Source organism: Gulosibacter hominis (assembly GCF_904842695.1).
In the GTDB taxonomy this organism is placed as follows: domain Bacteria; phylum Actinomycetota; class Actinomycetes; order Actinomycetales; family Microbacteriaceae; genus Gulosibacter; species Gulosibacter hominis.
On the sequence record NZ_CAJGWQ010000011.1, the window covers coordinates 56045 to 75179 of the forward strand.

The window sequence follows — 19135 nt, forward strand, 5'->3', positions numbered from 1 at the left end:
GGTCGGTTCAGCAGGCGCCACCAGGGATTTCACTGCCTACACCGCATACCCGGGGCGGGTGGAAGGACATCGCCCACGGCTGTGGGGTGGTGTTCCGGTGGTGACCCAGCCCACCGAATTCACCCCCTTTTCGCCCTGTTATAAGGCTGTGAGCAGGGTTTTTGATTTCTAGTCCGTCCGGCACCCGTGCTAGATAAAGGTATGGCATCGACCTTGAGGCGGTGTCTTCTCACAGTGTTGCCACGATCCAAGGAGATTGACGTGAAACGAGCAGCGATCGCAGCCGCCGCCCTTGCCCTCGCCCTCACGGGGTGTTCGGCCGCCGACCCGGAACCCACGGCCGACGGGACGGTGTCCCAGGATACATTCCTGACTGCCCATGGCCTGGCCGACATGGACGCGGTGGAGATCATTGATCACCTCGACCGGCAGAAGGTCACTGAGCGTCCCACGGATCTGATCGCCTCAGTGCGTGCCGATGAACTGCTGCTCTCGAGCGGTGACCAGGAAGTCGTGGTCGATCTTCCCGACAATCAGACGTATGTCTCGATCGCACCCTATCTCACCTCCACCCACGACTGCTTCTACCACAGCCTCACGACCTGCCTGGGGGAACTCAGCAATGAGGATATCCAGGTCACGATCACCGATGAGGCGACCAGTGAGGTGCTGGTGGACGAGGCGACAACCACCTTCGACAACGGATTTATTGGCTTCTGGCTTCCCGATGCTATCACCGGCCTGATTGAGGTCAGCTACCAGGGGCGTACCGGCACCACGGAGTTTTCCACCACCGACGACGGTGCCACCTGTGTCACAGACCTGCGCCTGACGTGATGGCTCAGCAGGGTCCTCACCTGCGCCTGTCTCCCGTGTCACTGAGTTCTTACACCAGGAAGGTTAAATCATGACGAACGCGTTTTCCCGACGACAGTTTCTGCTCGGCGGGCTCGTCCTCGCCGGCACCGGGGCCGTGGCCGCCTGCACCTGCGACCCTGGACCCGCTGCCTCGGCACCAGGTCCCTCCCTTCGCCCCACTCCCGCCCCCACTGCGCTCGGTGAGCCGACGGTGCGCCGGACATTGACCGCCCGGCCCCTCTCCCTGGATATCGGGGGGCATTGAAGCCAACACGTGGGGATACGTCTCTGACACTGGGGATGCGGCCATTGAGGCCACCGCCGGCGACGTCCTGCAGGTCGATTTCACCAATGAACTGCCTGAGAGCACCTCCATCCACTGGCATGGCATCGCACTCCACAACGCAGCCGACGGTGTGCCCGACATGACCCAGGACCCCATTGAACCTGGCGAGTCTTTCTCCTATGTTTTTGAAGTCCCCCACGGCGGCACCTACTTCTACCATTCCCACACCGGCCTGCAGCTTGATCGCGGCCTCCACGCCCCACTGATCATCCGTGACCCGCAAGACGCTGGGGACCAGGACGTCGAGTGGACCATCGTGCTCGACGACTGGGTCGATGGCATTCAGGACACTCCCGCCGCTGAGCCCGGCAAGCTCATTGAGCAGCTCAAAGCCGACGCCGCCGTCATGTCCGCCGACACCCTGTTCAACATCATCCCCACCGGGATGGGCGTGGACGTCAACGTGAAGATCTTGGACAACTTCGCCACGCACCTCGCCCCCGCGTTGGGTTGGCAGCCGAACCACAAAAGCCCAGTTACCGGCTACCCCATCGAGTAATTCCTGCAGGTCGCAAGCTCTTCGTTTCGATGTCAGTTCAGTGAGTGCTGAATAGTTTAGGGAATACTGTATAGTTCAGCATATGCTGACTATTGCTTCACGCCTCGACGTCATGAACCGGCTCGGCCGAGCTATGGCCGATCCGACGCGCTCCCGAATCCTGATGGCCCTACTTGACGGCCCGAGCTACCCGGCCGTGCTCTCGGACAGCTTGGATCTGACCCGCTCGAACGTCTCGAACCACCTGACCTGCCTGCGCGACTGCGGCATCGTCGTCGCCGAGCCAGAGGGCCGCAAGACTCGCTACGAACTCGCCGATCCGCACCTCGCGGCAGCGCTCGACGCGCTGGTGAACGCGACGTTGGCTGTCGACGAAAACGCCCCGTGCATCGACCCTGAGTGCTCGGTGCCCGGTTGCAGCGTGAAAGGAGCGGACGCATGAGCACGGCGTGTGGATGCGAACACGAACCCGTCAAAGAGATCGAAGAGCGCGATCGACCATGGTGGAAGGACCCCGAGCTGCTGCTGCCGATCTTCTCCGGCGTAGCCCTCGGCATAGGCCTAGCGCTGGACTGGTCTGGGCAGGAGACGCCCGCGACGGTACTGTTTTGGGTTGGCCTGCTGCTGGGCGCATACACGTTCGCACCTGGAGCGATCCGGAACCTTGTCACGAAGCGCAAGCTCGGCATTGGTTTGCTGATGACAATCAGTGCGGTTGGCGCGGTAATCCTCGGCTTCGTCGGAGAGGCCGCGGCGCTAGCGTTCCTATACTCGATCGCCGAGGCACTGGAAGACAAGGCCATGGACAGGGCCCAGAGCGGGCTGCGGGCACTGTTGAAGTTGGTACCGCAGACCGCGACGGTGCTGCGCGACGGCACGGCGGTCGAGGTCGCAGCGAAGGACCTCGTGGTTGGCGAGTTGATGCTCGTGCGCCCCGGGGAGCGGATCGCCACGGATGGCATCATTCGGTCTGGACGTTCCAGCCTTGACACCTCAGCGATCACCGGAGAATCCATTCCGGAGGAGGTCGCGCCCGGCGACGAGGTGCCCGCGGGAGCGATCAACTCCGCCGGTGTGCTGGAGGTCGAGACGACCGCAGCTGGAACGGACAACTCATTGACCACACTCGTGGACCTGGTCGAGCAGGCGCAGGCGGAAAAGGGCGACCGCGCCCGGATCGCCGACCGGATTGCCCGTCCCCTCGTGCCCGGAGTGATGATCCTCGCGGTACTGGTCGGCGTGATCGGCTCGCTGCTCGGCGACCCCGAGACGTGGATCACCCGTGCACTGGTGGTCCTGGTCGCAGCGTCGCCGTGCGCGCTGGCAATCTCCGTGCCGCTGACGGTCGTGGCCGCGATCGGCGCGGCCAGCCAGTTTGGCGTGGTCATCAAATCCGGCGCGGCGTTCGAGCGGCTCGGCGGCATCCGTCACCTGGCGGTGGACAAGACCGGAACCCTCACCCGCAACCAGCCCGAGGTTACCGGCGTGGTCCCGGCAGTGGGATTCGATCGGGCCCAGGTGCTTGCCTTCGCGGCGGCAGTTGAGCAGCAATCGACGCACCCCCTCGCCGCGGCGATCGCGGCAGCGGTGCCCGAAGCGCCCGCCGCCCAGGACATCAGCGAGGAAGCCGGACATGGCATCGGCGGCACCGTCGACGGTCGACGGGTGCTGGTGGGCAGCCCCCGGTGGATCGACGCCGGGCCACTAAAGGCAGACGTTGAGCGCATGGAGTCCGAGGGCCAGACCTGCGTCCTTGTCACCGTCGATGATGCCCTCTCCGGGGCTATCGGGGTGCGCGACGAGCTGCGGCCCGAAGTGCCCGAAGCCGTGCAGACCCTGCACGCCCACGACGTGGAAGTGAGCATGCTCACCGGCGACAACACCCGCACTGCCCGGGCGCTGGCTGAAATCGCCGGAATCGACGACGTGCGCGCCGAGCTTCGCCCGGAGGACAAGGCAAGCATCGTCGCCGAACTCTCTTCCAAGACGCCGACGGCGATGATCGGCGACGGCATCAACGACGCGCCGGCGTTGGCGGGCGCGACGGTGGGCATAGCGATGGGAGCGACCGGCTCTGACGCCGCGATCGAGTCCGCTGACGTCGCCTTCACCGGCCACGACCTCCGGCTGATCCCGCAGGCGCTGCAGCACGCCCGCCGAGGCAGCAGGATTATTAACCAGAACATCGTTCTGTCTTTGGCCATCATCATCGTGTTGATGCCGCTGGCGATCAGCGGTGTGCTGGGCCTCGCCGCCGTCGTGTTGGTTCACGAGGTCGCCGAAGTCATCGTGATTTTGAACGGCCTGCGGGCTGCGCAAGCGAACCGCTGAGACACACCTTCGCCCAGCGCGCTGGCCCTCCAACGCGAATCTTCGAAGGATCGAGCTGCTCAGGGACCAAGCGTCATCTCAAAACTTTTGCTGCCGAGCTTCATCGACACGGCCCGCGACTACCTGGGCAGTGTGTTTGGCAAAGGGCCCGACACCCATCAGGGTTGCCGAGCCGTCGCCGGTCCAGTTGCCGTAACCAACTAGATGCAGATTCTTCACCGCGGTTTCGCGGCCACGCATGAGGTGGCGGAATGGGCCGAGGGCCGGGCGGAAACCAGTGCACCAGATCAGATGGTCGTGGTCGAGCTCGCTCAAGCTATCGAATATGGGGGTAGCGGTGAGCTGGTCGGAGTCGTGGAGCTCACGTAGATGAGGAAGCGCGACAATGTCCCCGAGGTTCGGGCCGGAATCGCCACCGAGAATCCGGCGGCGGCTGCTGAGAAAGAGATCGCGGCCATCGACGTCGTCAGGCATCCAGCGCGGTTGCTCACGTGTGAACCATGTGACCTCCGACGTCCCAATGAGGTCTGCGGCGATCTGGGCACCCGAGTTCGCCCCACCGACCACCGCGACCTTCGCGCCGCAGAATGGTTCGGGACCGGGGTAGATCGACGAGTGCCACTGGCGTCCCTGGAAGGTGCCAGGATAGTGGGGCACGAAGGGCGCGGACCACGTGCCGGTAGCCGCGATAACGTGTTCCGCTGTGAATTGACCGACGCTCGTACTGAGGTAGAACATCCCTTCCTCATGGGACACGCTGTGAACGTGCACCGGGCGCCTAACCGGGAGGTCATAGCGTTTTTCGTAGTTTTCCAGATAGTCGATGACATGGCTTGCCGGCGGGTACCCCGGGTACCGCGGCATAGGCCAGCCGGGCAGATTGGAGAACTCCGCGGCGGAGAAAAGCGTCAGTGACGGCCACGTGTGCAACCACGCTCCACCGGGTTCCTGTTGGTTGTCTAGGACCAAGAAGTCCACTTTGAAGCGCCGCAAGTAGTACGACGTGGCTAGGCCGGACTGGCCACCACCGACGACGATGGCCGTGTGATGCTCAGCCACTCGGTCATCCCTCCATAGTCTCCCGGAAGCAACGCTCCGTGTCGCTTCTCACCTCACCGGGCACATGCCCGCCCAGTCGTGTCTCCGCGAGCTGACCAACGGGCGGGGGAGCTTGTCAGTGGTAGGAAACAATCTCCTTCTTAACACCCCGCATCACACGTTGAAACGGAACTCGACCACGTCGCCATCCTGCATGACGTAGTCCTTGCCCTCCATGCGCACCTTGCCGGCGGCCTTTGCATCCGTCATCGAACCGGCCGCATCCAGGTCATCAAACGACACGACCTCAGCCTTAATGAACCCGCGCTCAAAATCGGTGTGGATCACACCCGCAGCCTGCGGTGCCTTCCACCCCTTGCGGATCGTCCACGCGCGCGATTCCTTCGGCCCGGCAGTCAAATACGTCTGCAAACCCAGCGTGTCGAACCCAACGCGCGCCAACTGGTCAAGCCCCGACTCTTCCTGCCCCAGCGAGGCAAGCAGCTCAGCCGCCTCGTCAGCCGGCAGATCGATCAGCTCCGACTCGGTTTTCGCATCCAAAAACACCGCCTTCGCCGGCGCCACCAGCGCGGCAAGCTCCGCGAGCTTCGCCTCATCGCCCAGCGCATCCTCATCCACGTTAAACACGTAAATAAACGGCTTCGCGCTCAACAGCCCCAGCTCACGAATCGGCTCAAGATCAAGATCACTCATCGACAGCAGCTTGCCTTCTTCAAGCACCGCGAGCGCCTCCTTCGCGGTGCTGTACATCTGCGGGTCGAGCGTTTTGTGCTTCGCGCCCTTTTCATAGCGCGGCAGCGCCTTCTCGATCGTCTGCAAGTCGGCAAGAATCAGCTCGGTATTAATCGTCTCCATATCGCTCGCCGGCGACACCTTGCCGTCCACATGCACCACATCCGGGTCGCTGAACCCGCGCACCACCTGGCAAATCGCATCCGCCTCGCGAATATTTGCAAGGAACTGGTTCCCCAACCCCTCGCCCTCCGAAGCACCCTTCACAATGCCGGCAATGTCTACAAACGACACGGTCGCCGGCAGGATGCGTTCCGAACCAAAAATCTCGGCGAGCCGGCCGAGACGGTCATCGGGCAGCTCAACCACACCCACATTCGGCTCAATCGTCGCGAACGGATAGTTCGCCGCGAGCACGGTGTTCTTGGTCAGGGCATTGAACAGCGTCGACTTACCAACATTGGGCAGACCGACAATTCCGAGAGTAAGAGCCATAGGCACCGATTCTACCCGCCCGCGCACCCCCGCCGGGCTCGGCGAGAGTCGGTGGCACCTGCAAGGATGGTTGCCATGCCCGATTTCGTCGCGCTCGACTTTGAAACCGCCAACCGCTCCCCCGCATCAGCCTGCGCCGTCGGGATGGTTCGGGTGCGCGGCAATGAGATCACCGGCCGCGAACACTTCCTCATCCGCCCACCGGCGGGGCATGACGAATTCACCCCCTTCAACGTGCAGCTGCACGGCATCTCACGCGAGCGAGTATCCCGCGCACCCGAATGGCCCGAAGCACTCGAACGCATCCTCAACTTCGTCGGTGACGACATCATCGTCGCCCACAATGCCGGTTTCGACGCCGGGGTGCTCGTTGCCGCCACCCGCGCCTGCGCACTGCCCGTGCCCGCCGTGCGATACTTTTGTTCGCTACGGCTCGCCCGACGCGGCTATCAGCTGCAGTCATACCGCTTACCCAACGCCGCCCGCGAAGCCGGATACGAGCTGCAAAACCATCACGACCCGCTCGAAGACGCCGAAGCCTGCGCGGCAATCGTCATCGACATCGCCCGACGGATGGAGGCCGCGACGCTCGCCGAGCTATCAAAACAAACCGCGGTGTTCATCCGCGAAATCCCCGCCGAAGATGCTGACGCACTCGCCGCACTCGAACGAAAAGCAACCTTCTAGCGCCGGCTCTGGCACGCATCCCGTCAACGCGGCACTGACAGTGCCGCACTGAGTTTGCCGCAAGATTGGCCGCCTACTATGACGGCATGACCGCAGCGCAAACTCCGCTCTGGAAATACGCCCTCGATCACGCCGAACAGGCCGACCCCAACGGTGTGTACGCTGCCCTTGTCGCTGACGGCGGCGAAAAAGCCTACCGGGCGCTGCTCGACAAATGGGTGCGGATGCGTGACAGCGGCAAACGCGACCTGGTCGCCGGACTCGCGCTCATGCTGGCACACAGCTTCGACGACCACCGCGCCGTCGAATACATCGCCCAAAACTGGTCAGCACCATTCCCCGACGAATTTGCCTGGCGCTGCTACCTGCAGCCAGCAAGCGAACCGGTGCGCCGAGCATTCAGCCCCAAAGTGATCGAAGAGCTGCGCACCTGGCTTGTCGCACACGATGCCGACTCACTCCCCCTCGATTTGGCGCGATCGGCAAGGGCCCTGCGCGCCGAAGACCGCGGCGAAGTGTACCTGCAGTTGCGGCGCGACCTCACCGAAGCCGCGCCACAGCCCAACGACCCGGCCGTTGAACGAGTCACCGACGAGCTACTCGTTGCAGCAGCATCCGCCACCCCCGACCGGCCCGACGTGCGCAACACCGTACTGTCGTACTGGGGGCTTGAACAGCCACTGGATGCAGTGCCCACCGGCGAACCGCAACCGGGCGAACAGCCCGCATCCTGGACCGCCACCTGCGAACTCATCCACCGCACCCGAGATGCCGCCTTTGCCGATCGAGTCATCGAAGTCGCCCACGGACACCGCGAAGGGTGGACCAGCTCAAGCATGGCCGCCGAACAGTATTTGCGCGCACTGGAAGCAACCGTCGGCAACACCGCCGAAACGCACCTGCTCGAAATAGCCCGCGCCGAAGTGCCCGCTTCGGGACTTGCAGTGCAACTACTGGCTGCTCGGCGGCGGCGACTTGCGGGTGTGCAGCCGCCGCTGCTGAAACGCGTCGAACTCGTGCTCGACGGGATGCACGTGTCGGGCCTGCTCGCCAGATACGAAGGAACCGGCCCCGGCAGTCAAGCCCGCGCAGCACTCGCCAAAGTCGTCGACGAGGCCGACGACACGATGACCATCGCGCACCGCATCGCCGAATCACTCGATATCCCCAACGACGACACGCTCGCGCTCGAGTGGGCAAGTTTTGCGAGCTGGGCGCTCGAAAACGAGCTGCCCGAAGTTGACCCCGTGCCGGCAGCGCAGCCGCCCGCCCGCCGCGGCCGCGGACTTCTCGGTAGACTCTTCGGCAACTAGCGCCGCTTAGATGCGGCCCGCTGGAGAGATCACTATGGAATCCCGACCCCGCATTGCACCCGCTATTGGCCCCGTCTGGCGGATCTTGCGGTGGGCATCACTGATTTCGGCAATCGCGATTTCGGCAACGTTGCTCGCCGCCTACCCCTCGCTGCCGGAAATCGTGCCAATCCACTTCGATTTCAACGGTGCACCCGACAACTTCGGACCGAAAACGAGCGTGTTTGTGCTCATCGCAATCATGCTCGCAGCGACGGTGCTCATTTTTTGGTTCGCGGCGCGGCCACGCGTCGTGAATTATCCGGTGCCCGTGACTGCCGACAACGCTGCACGCCTCTACGCGCTGAGCTACCAGCTGCTGGTGCTCGTTGGGGTTGGGATGCAGCTGGTCTACGCCGGAATCACAGCAGCGCTGCTCTCATCGCCGATTACGTGGCTGCTGTGGGTTGGCTTGGCGGTGCTGTTGGTTTCGCCAGTGATCGCGATCGTGCTGATGGTGCGGCAGGGATAGTTTTTGGCCTTTGGCCGGTGTTGAGCCGAAAATGTCGGAGGCTCATGCGAAAGTTCACCCATGCATCCCATTTGGTTCATCCTCTGCTTGATCCTCGGCGTCGCGCTCGGCATCGCCATCGGATTGCTCGTCAACCGTGCCCGCGCGGCCGCTGCCGAAGCGCGGGTCGCTGAACTGCGCAGCGCGCTCGAAACGCAGGATGCGCGGCATCGCGGCGACACTGCGGTGCTTCGCGAACTGGCACCCGTGCGCGGAGAACTGCAGCAGCTGCGTGTCGTGGTCCAAGAGCTTGAGGGCGAGCGGCTCGAGCTGCACGGCCGGTTGAGCGAACAGCTGCGAGTGCAGGCGCGATCCGATGCCGAACTTCGAGCCGCCACCGAGCAGTTGGCCACCTCGATGCGCTCGAGCAGCGCCCGCGGCAACTGGGGTGAAGCGCAGCTGCGCAACCTCCTCGAGGCAACCGGGATGCTCGAGCATGTCGACTTCAATACCCAGGTGACGGTGGCGTCAGGTTCTGGCGGGGCACGACCGGATGCACTCGTGCACCTTCCCGGCGAACACGAACTGATCATTGACGCCAAGGCGCCGATGGCGCGGTATTTGGAGGCGCTGGCGGTGCCAGCCCCAGGGGATGCGGCGGATGAAAAACAGCGGCAGCGGCTCTTGCTCGAGCACGCGCGTGCGGTGCGAGGGCACGTGGATGCGCTGCGCACCCGCGACTATCCGGCGGCGGTTTCCGGGGCTGCGCCGCTGGTGATCGCGTATCTGCCGAGCGAAGCGGCGCTATCGGCGGCGGTTGGTGCCGACCCGGCGCTGCTCGACTACGCGTTCAGCCGCGATGTGGCGCTCGCCTCGCCCACAACGCTCTGGGCGATTCTGCGGGCCGTCGCAGCGGCCTGGCAGCAGGAGCGAGTCAGCGATTCAGTTGCCGAGGTGCTTGAACTGTCAGCCGAGCTGTACCGCCGACTTGCCACCGCATCCGGGCACCTCTCCAAACTTGGCAGGCAGCTGCAGGGATCGGTGGAGGCCTACGACCAGCTGATCGGCTCGCTCGAAGCGCGAGTTTTGCCCACCGCGCGGCGCCTCGCCGATTTTGATGCGGCCGCCAAGCAGCTGCCCAGCACGCCGCCGCTCGGCGTCGCGCCGCGCACCCTCACCGCCCCCGAGTTCACCGACCCCGCGCCCGGCGCCTAGCTCTGCGCCGGGTCCAGCCTCTGCCTGCAGAATTTTGTTTCCTGACCTCAGAATTTTGTTTCCTGTTTTTTGATTTTTGACTGCATCCACGCAGAAATAAGCCAAAATCAGGCCGGTTTAGCCTCAACTGCAAGCATTCTGCAGCCAGGAAACAAAACTCCCCCGCCGGGATGCAGCCAGGAAACAAATTTCAACAGCGAGGATGCAGCCAGGAAACAAATTTCGCACCAGGCAGCTGGCGGCAGCTGGGCCAGGCCCCGACCGCGAGGTGAGGCTACCCAGCCGCGAGGCGGCGTTACCAAAGCACGCAGCAGCACTATCTGAACAGGAGCGGCGGCCGGCTAGACACCGAGCCAATGAGCTGAGCACCGCAAACCAGACCGGAGCTGCTGTGGATAATGAGTTATTCCCAGAGACCACCCTGGGCCCGGAACAAAACGCGATGTCTTGCCAACCTGACAGCATGCAATCAATAGAAGAACTGCTTGAAGCAAATTTCGGAGTCGTCGCAAGGTTCCAATTACTGAACGCAGGCTACCGATCGCACGATGTCGACCGCGGCCTGCGACGCGGCGTCTTGAAACGCATCCGCCACGGTTGGTTTCAAGCACCAGGATTTATGACTCCCAATCCCGACGTGGTTACGGCGGTCGCTGCCGGAGGCGTGCTCACTGGCGCACGCGCGCTCGCCCTGCGCGGAGCCTGGGATTCGGGAGGCCCCGAGATCCCGGTGCGCGCCGCCTACGTCCACCGCATTCAGCAGCGCGACGGTGTGCATCCTGTCGCTCTCCCGCAACGAAAAAATGCGCCGATCCTCCAGTCGGTGGATTCGCTACAGGTTGCTTTTCAAGTCATGGTGTTGACAAGCGACCGGGCAACCTGCACAGTCGTCGGCGATTCTCTCGTTCAGCGTCAGTTACTTTCTCGCGATGAGATGCAGCAACTCGTCCAGGATTATCCGCAGTCGGTGCGCAGCCGCATCGCCCGGGTGGATGGCAGAGCTGAATCGGGCGCCGAAACTCTCGTTCGCATGTGGCTCGAAGCCGAAAAACTCCGTTTCGTGCCGCAGTTCGTGGTGGAACAGCTAAACACGCGCGTGGATTTTCTCGTCGAAGACAACGTGGTCATCGAAGTGGACAGTCGCGCGCATCACACCGGCGAACTGCACTACCAGCGCGACCGTACGCGCGACCAGCAACTGTCCGCGCTCGGGTATCGAGTCATTCGTGTCACCTATGAGGATGTGTATTTCAACTGGCCTGCGGTGTCGCAAACCATTCTTGCGGCGCTCGGGCAGCGGCACATCGTGCCAGCCTGAGACGCGACGCATCCTGCCGGTCTGCGAAGTGCGCATCCTGCCGATCTGAGAAGCGTGCCTCCCCGCCCCGGGATGCGCATCCCAGTCACCCAACCTGCTGCCCCTCGCGCGCGTGCGGACTTTTGCCTGCAGACTCGATACCGCCCCGCGAAAGCGGGCTGACCCCCGAGCACATGCAGATTTTTGTTTCCTGGCCTCAGAATTTTGGCTGCAAATTGCCCCCATCCAGCCCAAATGGCACCTAAAACTCGAGTTTTGCAGCCAGGAAACAAAAATCATCACCGGGATGAAGTCAGGAAACAAAATTCCGCAGGGGATGCAGGGGATGCGGGCCAGCAGCAAGACAGCAAAACAGCAACCCAACACCCCAGCAACAAAAGCAAGCAGCTGCCGCCCGAAGGAGACGGGCGACAGCTGCAGGGCAGCTCCGGGCAGCAACTGCGACCCTAGCTAGGCGCGGATGCTGGCTCCGTAGCGTTCAGCGGCCACTGCGGCACCGGCTTCTTTCGCCTCGGTGGCTTCGGCAGCGGTCAGAGTGCGGTCGTTCGCGCGGAACCGCAGCGCGAAGGTCACCGACTTCGTGCCGGGCTCGAGCCCCTCACCGCGGTAGTCAGCGACGAGCCGGATGTCTTCGAGCAGCTCACCGGCGCCCTCAACCACCGCATCCCGCAGCTCACCGGCCGCAACCTCTTCGCGCACCACGAGTGACAGGTCTTGGGTGGCTGCCGGCACGCCCGCGATCACCACCGCTGAAACATGCCGGTCGGTGCCCGCGAGCAGCGCATCCACGTCAATTTCAACGGCGCCCACCACTCGCGGCAGGTCGCGCTCGGCAGCAATTTCGGGATGCAGCTCACCCGCGTAGCCGATCACCCGCTCATCACCAGCGGTGTTGCGCACCGAAATTTCAGCGCAGCGTCCGGGGTGGAAGGCAATGTGCCGCCCCTGGCGCACCACGATCTCGGCACCCACTGCCGCACCAACGCGGTGCACCAGTTCAAGCGCATCCTGCCATCCGAATTTCACGGCCCGCACACCCGGCTGCGCCGACGTGCGTTCCCCCACAAGCAGTGCACCAAGATAGTGCGGTTGCGGCGGCAGCCCGTCGTTCAGCTGGGCAAGCACCTCGTCGCTCGGGCGCTCACCCACCGGCGGCAGCGAGTCGACACCGTACCGCTTACCAGCCTCGGGACGGAACACGCGGCCAAGTTCAAACACTGCAATATCGGTGAGTCCGCGCGAAACATTGCGGTGCGCCACCCCGATCAGCCCCGGCAGCGTGCTTGTGCGCAGATAGGGCACAGTCGCATCCATCGCATTCGCAAGCTTCATCGCCGGCTGCGTGTCAGCCTCAGGCGCACCAAACGTCGCCACGTCGTCGGCGCTCACGAACGGGTAGCTCATCACCTCGGTGCAACCGGTGGCGGCGAGCACATCCGCAAGCTGACGGCGAAGGCGCTGTTCGCGAGTGAATCCGCGGCCCGCGGGCGCAATGGGCAGCTCAGCGGGGATGCGATCGAAGTCAAGCAGTCGCGCAACTTCTTCAACCAGGTTCACATCACTGGTGAGGTCGGGGCGCCAGCTGGCCGGGCGTGCATAAATCGTGTCGCCGTCCACTCGCACCTCGCAGCCAACGGCGCGTAGTGCATCCAGCACTTCATCGGCACCGTAGTCGACACCCATCAGGGTTGCGGGTAGGGATACGGGCATTGCGATCTCGTCGCGCGGCACCACCGAGCCGATGATTTGACCGGCCGGTTCGACCTTGCCGCCGGCGAGTTCCACCAGCAGTTCGGCCACGCGCGCCGCCGCCGCGGGTGCGACCGCCGGGTCGACTCCTCGTTCAAAACGACGGGATGCTTCGCTCGGCAGTTTGTGCCGGCGGGCAGTGCGGGCGATCGAGATTGGCGCGAAGTTTGCCGATTCGATGAACACGTTCACCGTGTCGTCGGTGAGTTCGGTTTCTTCACCGCCCATCGTGCCGGCGAGGCCGATCGGGCCGCGGTCGTCAGTGATCAGGATGTCTTCGGGCGACAGTTCGCGGTCTTTGCTGTCGAGGGTGGTGAGCCGCTCGCCAGCTTTGGCGCGGCGCACGTGGATGCCGCCGCGCAGCTTGTCGAGGTCGTATCCGTGGATCGGTTGGCCGAGTTCGAGCATCACATAGTTGGTGATGTCGATCAGCAGTCCGAGCGAGCGGATCCCCGCGAGGCGTAGCCGCTGCGCCATCCAAGCCGGGGTTGGGCGATGCCCGTCGACGCCGGTGACCACCAGCCCGGCAAACACCGGTGCCAGTGGTTGGTCGCGCACACCGAGTTCATCGCTGATCGACAGCGGCACCCGTACATCGGCAGCGTCGGTCGCCACACCGGCCGCAAGAATCTGCTGCAGTTCGTCGCGCTCGGCGGGGTCGCTGAGTGCAGCGCCGGTTGAGTTCGAGTATTCGCGTGCGAGCCCGCGCATCGACATGGCGTAGCCGCGGTCGGGGGTGACGTTTACCTCGACCGCAACATCGTCGAGACCCAGTAGCGGCAGCGCGAGTGTGCCAACCTCTGCTTCGATACCGAGGTCTGCCAGCACGATGATGCCGTCGTGGTCGTCGCCGATGCCGAGCTCGCGCACCGAAGCCATCATCCCGTCAGACACGTGGCCGTAGGTTTTGCGTGCCGAGATGCGGAAGTCGCCAGGCAGCACCGCTCCGGGCAGGGTGACAACCACCTGGTCGCCGACTTTGAAGTTGTGGGCGCCACAGACAATGCCGCGCACAGCCTCGCCGCCGTCGGCTGCCGTAGCACCATCGGGCGCAACCCGCACCTGACACCAGTTAATGGTTTTGCCGTTTTTTTGCGGTTCGGGAACGAATTCGAGCACCTCACCCACGACGATGGGGCCGGATGCTTCGGTGGCGTGGATGGCTTCGTCTTCAAGCCCAACGCGCACGAATGCGTCAAGCACCTCGCGCGGGGTTGCTTCGGCGGGAATCTCGACGTATTCGCGGATCCAAGAGAGAGGTACACGCATAACTAGATCACCATCCCGAACTGCTGGCTGAAACGGACGTCGCCCTCAACAATGTCGTGCATATCGCTGAGATCGTTACGGAACATGAGTGTGCGCTCGACACCCATTCCAAAGGCAAAACCGCGGTATTCTTCCGGGTCGACGCCTGCGGCACGCAGCACATTCGGATGCACCATGCCGCAACCGCCCCATTCAACCCAGCGCGGGCCGCCCTTGGCTCCGGGGTGCCACACGTCGAGTTCGGCGCTCGGTTCGGTGAATGGGAAATAGTTGTTCCGCAACCGGATGCGGGCATCCTCGCCAAACATGCTGCGGGCAAAGTGTTCAAGGGTGCCGCGCAGGTGTGCCATCGAGAGGTGTTTGTCGATCGCGATGCCCTCGAACTGCATGAACACCGGGGTGTGTGTCGCGTCGAGTTCGTCGGTGCGGTAGGTGCGCCCGGGGGCGAGCACATACAGCGGCACACCGCGCTCGAGCATTGAGCGCATCTGCACCGGTGAGGTGTGGGTGCGCATCAGCATGTGGCGCTCAACCGGTTCGACAAAGAACGTGTCTTGCAGCGCGCGTGCGGGGTGGTCGGCATCGAAGTTGAGCGAGTCGAAGTTGTACCACTCGCTTTCAAGTTCGGGGCCGTCGGCAATCTCCCAACCCATCCCAACAAAAATGTCGCAGACCCGGTCGCGCAGCATGGTGAGCGGGTGCCGGGCACCGACACGTTCACGCAGTGGTGCGGCGGTGACATCGACCCGTTCAGCTTCGAGCTGTGCGGCGGCTTCGGCGGCAGCAATTTCTGCTTCGCGGGCGGCAAACGCCTGGTTGACTCGTCCTCGAGCCCCACCGATCAGTTTGCCGGCTTCTTTTTTCAGCTCTTTCGGCACTGCGCGCATCTTGCTGTTGAGCTCGGCGAGCGGGGATGCTTCGGCAAGGTGGTCGCTGCGCACCTGCTTGAGCTCGGCGGTGCTCGTTGCCGCGGGGATAGCAGCCAGCGCGGCCTGCTCGGCCGCTTCGACCGCCGCCGGGGTAATCGGGTTCTCTGGCGAATTTAGGTCTGACACAAGGGTTAAGTCTAGTGACATCGTGGGCGGGACGCGCGCTGCATCCCACCCACGGCCACCGATTAGCGTGACCTACCGCCGGTTTGTTCGGTGCGACCGGTCATCCCTTCTGCTTTACCGATCGACAGCAGCGAGGTATCGGTGCCGATCTGACCGCGCGGCGGCGTCGACGCGTCTCCCCCGCGGCGGGTACGACGTCGGGTCGCGCCCACAGCCCGCGGCCCTGAACGGCGCGCGATCCACCTCGCGAACGCGCTGAGCGAGAGGTTCACGAGGAGGTAGATCGCCAGCGTCACAAAGAAGATCGAGAACGAGTAGTTGCCCGATCCGTAGTAGTCCTTGAGCTGGTTTGATACTCGCAGCAGCTCGGGATACGACACGATGTAAGCCAGTGAAGTGTCTTTCAGTAGCACCACGGTCTGTGCCACGATGATCGGCAGCATCTGCCGGAAAGCCTGCGGCAGCTCAATCAAAAAGCGGGTCTGCATCCGGGTCATTCCCAGCGATAGTGCCGCTTCTTGCTGCCCGCGTGGCAGCGAGGTAATACCAGCGCGCAGTGCTTCACCGATGATGGCACCGTTGTACAGCGCGAGCGCGCCAACCACGGCCCAGTAGTCACCCACTTTAAGGCCGAGCAGGATGAACAGCATCATCAGCAGCACCGGCATACCGCGGAAAAATTCGAGCACAATAGTGACCGGGATGCGTATCCAGCGGCTGCGTGCCAGTCGCCCGAGCGCAAACAAAACGCCGAGCACAATCGCGAGCACGGCCGCGAGCGCCGCCGCACGCAGCGTACCCATCACGAGTCCACGCCACAGCAGCCCCTCCCAGACTCGCGAGTCGGTGAAAATATCCCAGCGGTCGGGGTGCCACAAGCCGGTAAGTTCTGCTCCCGTGGCAGCGGTTCGCGGCTGGCCGAGCTCGAAGATGAACCAGCCCAATAGCACCACGATGACGGCGGTAGCCACGACTGAAATGATGCGTGACTGTCGCCGCGCCTTGGGGCCGGGCGCGTCATAGAGAACTGATGCGCTCATCGAAGCACCGCCACCTTTCGTTCGATGCGTGCCGCAACGAGACCGAGCGGCACGGTGATGATCAGGTAGAAGAGTGCGATCCCGAGCAGCATCGACATGACCTGGTCACCGTTTGCGTTGGCCAAAATTTTTGATTGCGCAACCAGTTCAACGACGTAAAAGCCTGATGCCACCGAAGTGTTTTTGGTGAGTGCGATGAACACGTTAATGAGCGGCGGCACAACCATACGCATCGCCTGGGGGAAGATCACGTGCCGGATCGTCTGATTGAAATTGAGCCCCAGCGATCGAGCCGCCTCAGCCTGCCCCATCGGCACGCCATTCACACCCGAGCGGAGTGCCTCGGCGATGAATGGTGAGGTGTAGATCGACAGCGCGAGAAATGCGCCGGCCATTGAGTCGAGCCCCAGGTTGAGCACTGGCAGCACGACGATCACGAGGAAGAATACGAGCGTCAGTGGCGTGTTCCGCACCAGCTCGGTGTAGACGGTGGCGATCATCCGCAGCGCCGGGATCGGTGAAATTCGTAGCAGGGCCACGAATGTGCCGATGAGGGACGCGCCGACGCCGCCCACGGCGAGCAGGAGCAACGTGTTGAGGAACGCCGCCCACACCTGGTCAATGTTCTCAAAGAGTGCCTGCATCCTGATGTTTCCTGTGGTGGTGAGCTGCGTGACACCGGTGCAACAGTTGCGTGGCGGTGTCACGCAGCTCGGGATGAATGTCGTGCCCGGGCGCGAGTTCAGCTGGTGCCCGAGCCGAAACGGTCAGTTTGCTTCGAGTCGGCCTAGTAGCGGTCGACGGCGGGCGGCTCGGGAAGCTCGAGGTTGTCACCAACGGTTGACTTCCAGGCTTCTTCCCAGCGGCCATCCTCGTAGGCGGCCTCGAGGGTGTCGTTGATGAAGGTGCGGAACTCGTCATCACCCTTCTTCACACCAATACCGTAGGGCTCCTCGGTGAAGGTGCCACTGACCACTTCGAACTCGCCCTTGTTCTGGTCGGCGAGCCCCGCGAGGATCACGTTGTCGGTGGTGAGCGCATCGGCCTGTCCCGAACGCATCGGTTCGATGCAGTCGCTGTACTTGTCGACGGTCATGACCTTGTCGGTGTACTCGCGAACGTTCTCTTCCGAGGTTGAACCGACCACGGTGCAGACGGTCTTGTCTTTGAGCGAGTCAGCAATCTTGCCTTCTTCGGTGGTGATGCCGCCGGGGTTGCCGGTGGGCACCAGGAACGACTGGCCAGCGACGTAGTAGGGGCCGCCGAAGTCGATTACTTCTTTGCGCTTGTCGTTGATGGTGTAGGTGGCGATCACAATGTCGACAGTGCCGTTTTGAACGAAGGCTTCGCGGTTTTGCGATACCGTCTCGACCCACTTGATCTTGTCGGGTGCGATACCGAGATCAGCAGCGATGAGCTTGCCGATTTCGACATCGAAGCCCTCGGGCGTGCCGTCGGGGCCCGAAAGACCGAATAGCGGCTGGTCAAACTTGGTGCCGATGGTGATGGTGCCGGCGTCGGCGAGCTTCGCCATGGTGGTACCGTCGGCGAATTCGGGGTTTTCGGCAACCTCCGGTTCGCTGCCCGATCCCGAGCAGCCGGTGAGTGCGAGGCAGGTGGCGGCAACAATAGCCAGGCCAGAAAGTAGGCCGCGTTTCTTGTTCACTGTGACTCCTTTGTCGTTGGGGTTTGGGGAATTCAGAATTAACGTTCGAGGATCTTCGAGAGGAATTCTTTGGCTCGGCTACTGCTCGGGTGAGAAAAGAACTGTTCGGGGTCGGCTTCTTCTACCACTGCCCCATCGGCCATGAACACAACTCGGTCGGCGGCCTTGCGAGCAAAGCCCATTTCGTGGGTGACTACCACCATGGTCATACCGCCGTGTGCCAGTTCGACCATTACGTCTAGCACCTCATTAATCATTTCGGGGTCGAGTGCCGAGGTGGGTTCATCAAGCAGGATGAGCTTCGGATCCATTGCTAGCGAACGAGCGATTGCCACGCGCTGCTGCTGCCCTCCCGAAAGTTGCGCGGGCATCTTGTGCGCGTGCGCTCCGACACCGACCCGTTCAAGCAGCTGCATCGCGCGCTTTTCGGCCTCTTGTTTGTTCATCTTGCGCACCTTCACCGGTGCCAGCGTGACGTTCTCTAGCACGGTCTTGTGCTGGAAGAGGTTGAACGATTGAAACACCATGCCCACATCGCTGCGCAGTTTGGCGAGGTCGGCTCCCTCTTCGGGGAGCTTCACGCCATCGATGAGAATCTCGCCCTGATCAATGGTTTCTAGGCGATTAATCGACCGACAAAGCGTTGATTTACCCGACCCGGAAGGGCCGATGACCACAACCGTTTCGCCTCGGTTAACGGTGAGGTTAATGTCTTTCAGTACATGGTTCTCCCCGTACCACTTATTAACGCCGTTAATTTCTACAAGTGGCCGCGTCGACTCAACATCATTGTTCGAGTTCATAGGTGACATATAACCACACAACGCAACGGCTCATGGAAACAAAAAGTAACGAACCACTCGAGCGCCAGGAAAATAGCGCGATGACCACCGGTGAAACTATGCCGAACGCTGCGCGAACGCCGACTCGTACAGGCACACGCTCGCGGCCGTGGCGAGGTTCATCGATTCGGCACGCCCGTAGTTGGGCACCGCGATCGTGGCATCGCACTG

16 protein-coding genes and 2 pseudogenes are annotated in these 19135 nt (G+C 62.9%); 9 read left to right on the forward strand and 9 right to left on the reverse strand.

What is annotated here, in order from left to right:
• The first annotated feature begins 261 nt into the window (after positions 1–261).
• The 4 genes and pseudogenes from JMV54_RS08100 to JMV54_RS08120 all read left to right on the forward strand — a co-directional run bounded on the left by JMV54_RS08100 (position 262) and on the right by JMV54_RS08120 (position 4034).
• Positions 262–837, forward strand: coding sequence for a CueP family metal-binding protein (locus JMV54_RS08100; protein WP_230972875.1), 576 nt, complete (start codon positions 262–264; stop codon positions 835–837).
• A gap of 70 nt (positions 838–907) precedes the next feature.
• Positions 908–1520 (forward strand): annotated as a pseudogene (locus tag JMV54_RS08105) (multicopper oxidase domain-containing protein); the annotation flags it as partial.
• Between the two features lie 265 nt (positions 1521–1785).
• Complete coding sequence (gene cmtR / locus JMV54_RS08115; protein ID WP_201518407.1) at positions 1786–2145, forward strand: Cd(II)/Pb(II)-sensing metalloregulatory transcriptional regulator CmtR; 360 nt, start codon at positions 1786–1788, stop codon at positions 2143–2145.
• Positions 2142–4034, forward strand: a complete 1893-nt coding sequence (locus JMV54_RS08120) for a heavy metal translocating P-type ATPase (protein ID WP_201518408.1) — start codon at positions 2142–2144, stop codon at positions 4032–4034. The genes cmtR and JMV54_RS08120 overlap by 4 nt, the downstream gene beginning before the upstream one ends.
• A 78-nt stretch (positions 4035–4112) precedes the next feature.
• On the opposite strand, the gene JMV54_RS08125 is transcribed toward JMV54_RS08120, so the two are convergent.
• Together JMV54_RS08125 and ychF are read right to left on the reverse strand one after the other, a co-directional pair.
• On the reverse strand, positions 4113–5093 hold the full coding sequence (locus tag JMV54_RS08125) for an NAD(P)-binding domain-containing protein (RefSeq protein WP_201518409.1): 981 nt from the start codon (positions 5091–5093) through the stop codon (positions 4113–4115).
• Between the two features lie 153 nt (positions 5094–5246).
• Complete coding sequence (gene ychF / locus JMV54_RS08130) at positions 5247–6320, reverse strand: redox-regulated ATPase YchF (RefSeq protein ID WP_201518410.1); 1074 nt, start codon at positions 6318–6320, stop codon at positions 5247–5249.
• A 75-nt stretch (positions 6321–6395) separates the two neighbouring features.
• Here ychF and JMV54_RS08135 point away from each other — a divergent pair, with 75 nt between their 5' ends.
• The 5 genes from JMV54_RS08135 to JMV54_RS08155 all read left to right on the forward strand — a co-directional run bounded on the left by JMV54_RS08135 (position 6396) and on the right by JMV54_RS08155 (position 11343).
• Positions 6396–7007 carry a 3'-5' exonuclease gene (locus JMV54_RS08135; protein WP_201518411.1) on the forward strand — a complete coding sequence of 204 codons (612 nt, stop codon included), beginning with the start codon at positions 6396–6398 and terminating at the stop codon, positions 7005–7007.
• Positions 7008–7093: 86 nt separating this feature from the next.
• Positions 7094–8320, forward strand: a complete 1227-nt coding sequence (locus JMV54_RS08140; protein ID WP_201518412.1) for a hypothetical protein — start codon at positions 7094–7096, stop codon at positions 8318–8320.
• Between the two features lie 34 nt (positions 8321–8354).
• A complete protein-coding gene (locus JMV54_RS08145) occupies positions 8355–8831 on the forward strand; it encodes a DUF1648 domain-containing protein (protein ID WP_201518413.1) in 477 nt (158 codons plus the stop codon).
• Between the two features lie 60 nt (positions 8832–8891).
• Positions 8892–10025 (forward strand): DNA recombination protein RmuC, encoded by a 1134-nt coding sequence (locus JMV54_RS08150; RefSeq protein ID WP_201518414.1) that lies wholly within the window; start codon positions 8892–8894, stop codon positions 10023–10025.
• Positions 10026–10644: 619 nt separating this feature from the next.
• The gene (locus tag JMV54_RS08155) at positions 10645–11343 is read left to right on the forward strand and encodes an endonuclease domain-containing protein (RefSeq protein ID WP_201518415.1); all 699 of its coding nucleotides are present in this window, start codon (positions 10645–10647) and stop codon (positions 11341–11343) included.
• 450 nt (positions 11344–11793) lie between these two features.
• Here JMV54_RS08155 and pheT read toward each other — a convergent pair whose 3' ends face one another.
• The 7 genes and pseudogenes from pheT to JMV54_RS08190 all read right to left on the reverse strand — a co-directional run.
• Positions 11794–14361, reverse strand: coding sequence for a phenylalanine--tRNA ligase subunit beta (gene pheT, locus JMV54_RS08160; RefSeq protein ID WP_201518416.1), 2568 nt, complete (start codon positions 14359–14361; stop codon positions 11794–11796).
• A 2-nt stretch (positions 14362–14363) separates the two neighbouring features.
• Positions 14364–15416: a phenylalanine--tRNA ligase subunit alpha gene (gene pheS, locus JMV54_RS08165; RefSeq protein ID WP_230972876.1), complete on the reverse strand. Its 1053-nt coding sequence runs from the start codon at positions 15414–15416 to the stop codon at positions 14364–14366.
• 62 nt (positions 15417–15478) lie between these two features.
• Positions 15479–16456: an amino acid ABC transporter permease gene (locus JMV54_RS08170; protein ID WP_201518418.1), complete on the reverse strand. Its 978-nt coding sequence runs from the start codon at positions 16454–16456 to the stop codon at positions 15479–15481.
• Positions 16453–17100: an amino acid ABC transporter permease gene (locus JMV54_RS08175; RefSeq protein WP_201518419.1), complete on the reverse strand. Its 648-nt coding sequence runs from the start codon at positions 17098–17100 to the stop codon at positions 16453–16455. The genes JMV54_RS08170 and JMV54_RS08175 overlap by 4 nt, the downstream gene beginning before the upstream one ends.
• A 143-nt stretch (positions 17101–17243) precedes the next feature.
• Positions 17244–18122 carry a glutamate ABC transporter substrate-binding protein gene (locus tag JMV54_RS08180; protein WP_201518420.1) on the reverse strand — a complete coding sequence of 293 codons (879 nt, stop codon included), beginning with the start codon at positions 18120–18122 and terminating at the stop codon, positions 17244–17246.
• Positions 18123–18160: 38 nt separating this feature from the next.
• Positions 18161–18925 carry an amino acid ABC transporter ATP-binding protein gene (locus JMV54_RS08185; RefSeq protein WP_201518421.1) on the reverse strand — a complete coding sequence of 255 codons (765 nt, stop codon included), beginning with the start codon at positions 18923–18925 and terminating at the stop codon, positions 18161–18163.
• Between the two features lie 96 nt (positions 18926–19021).
• Positions 19022–19135: pseudogene (locus JMV54_RS08190) on the reverse strand (TrmH family RNA methyltransferase); the annotation flags it as partial.

What these genes read in the sequence shown, in the direction of transcription:
- JMV54_RS08150 (WP_201518414.1), top strand. Translation starts at nt 8,892, where the DNA reads ATGCATCCCATTTGGTTCATCCTCTGCTTGATCCTCGGCGTCGCGCTC.
- JMV54_RS08145 (WP_201518413.1), top strand. Translation starts at nt 8,355, where the DNA reads ATGGAATCCCGACCCCGCATTGCACCCGCTATTGGCCCCGTCTGGCGG.
- JMV54_RS08155 (WP_201518415.1), top strand. Translation starts at nt 10,645, where the DNA reads ATGACTCCCAATCCCGACGTGGTTACGGCGGTCGCTGCCGGAGGCGTG.
- JMV54_RS08170 (WP_201518418.1), bottom strand. Translation starts at nt 16,456, where the DNA reads ATGAGCGCATCAGTTCTCTATGACGCGCCCGGCCCCAAGGCGCGGCGA.
- JMV54_RS08120 (WP_201518408.1), top strand. Translation starts at nt 2,142, where the DNA reads ATGAGCACGGCGTGTGGATGCGAACACGAACCCGTCAAAGAGATCGAA.
- JMV54_RS08135 (WP_201518411.1), top strand. Translation starts at nt 6,396, where the DNA reads ATGCCCGATTTCGTCGCGCTCGACTTTGAAACCGCCAACCGCTCCCCC.
- cmtR (WP_201518407.1), top strand. Translation starts at nt 1,786, where the DNA reads ATGCTGACTATTGCTTCACGCCTCGACGTCATGAACCGGCTCGGCCGA.
- JMV54_RS08140 (WP_201518412.1), top strand. Translation starts at nt 7,094, where the DNA reads ATGACCGCAGCGCAAACTCCGCTCTGGAAATACGCCCTCGATCACGCC.
- JMV54_RS08175 (WP_201518419.1), bottom strand. Translation starts at nt 17,100, where the DNA reads ATGCAGGCACTCTTTGAGAACATTGACCAGGTGTGGGCGGCGTTCCTC.
- ychF (WP_201518410.1), bottom strand. Translation starts at nt 6,320, where the DNA reads ATGGCTCTTACTCTCGGAATTGTCGGTCTGCCCAATGTTGGTAAGTCG.
- JMV54_RS08185 (WP_201518421.1), bottom strand. Translation starts at nt 18,925, where the DNA reads ATGAACTCGAACAATGATGTTGAGTCGACGCGGCCACTTGTAGAAATT.
- pheT (WP_201518416.1), bottom strand. Translation starts at nt 14,361, where the DNA reads ATGCGTGTACCTCTCTCTTGGATCCGCGAATACGTCGAGATTCCCGCC.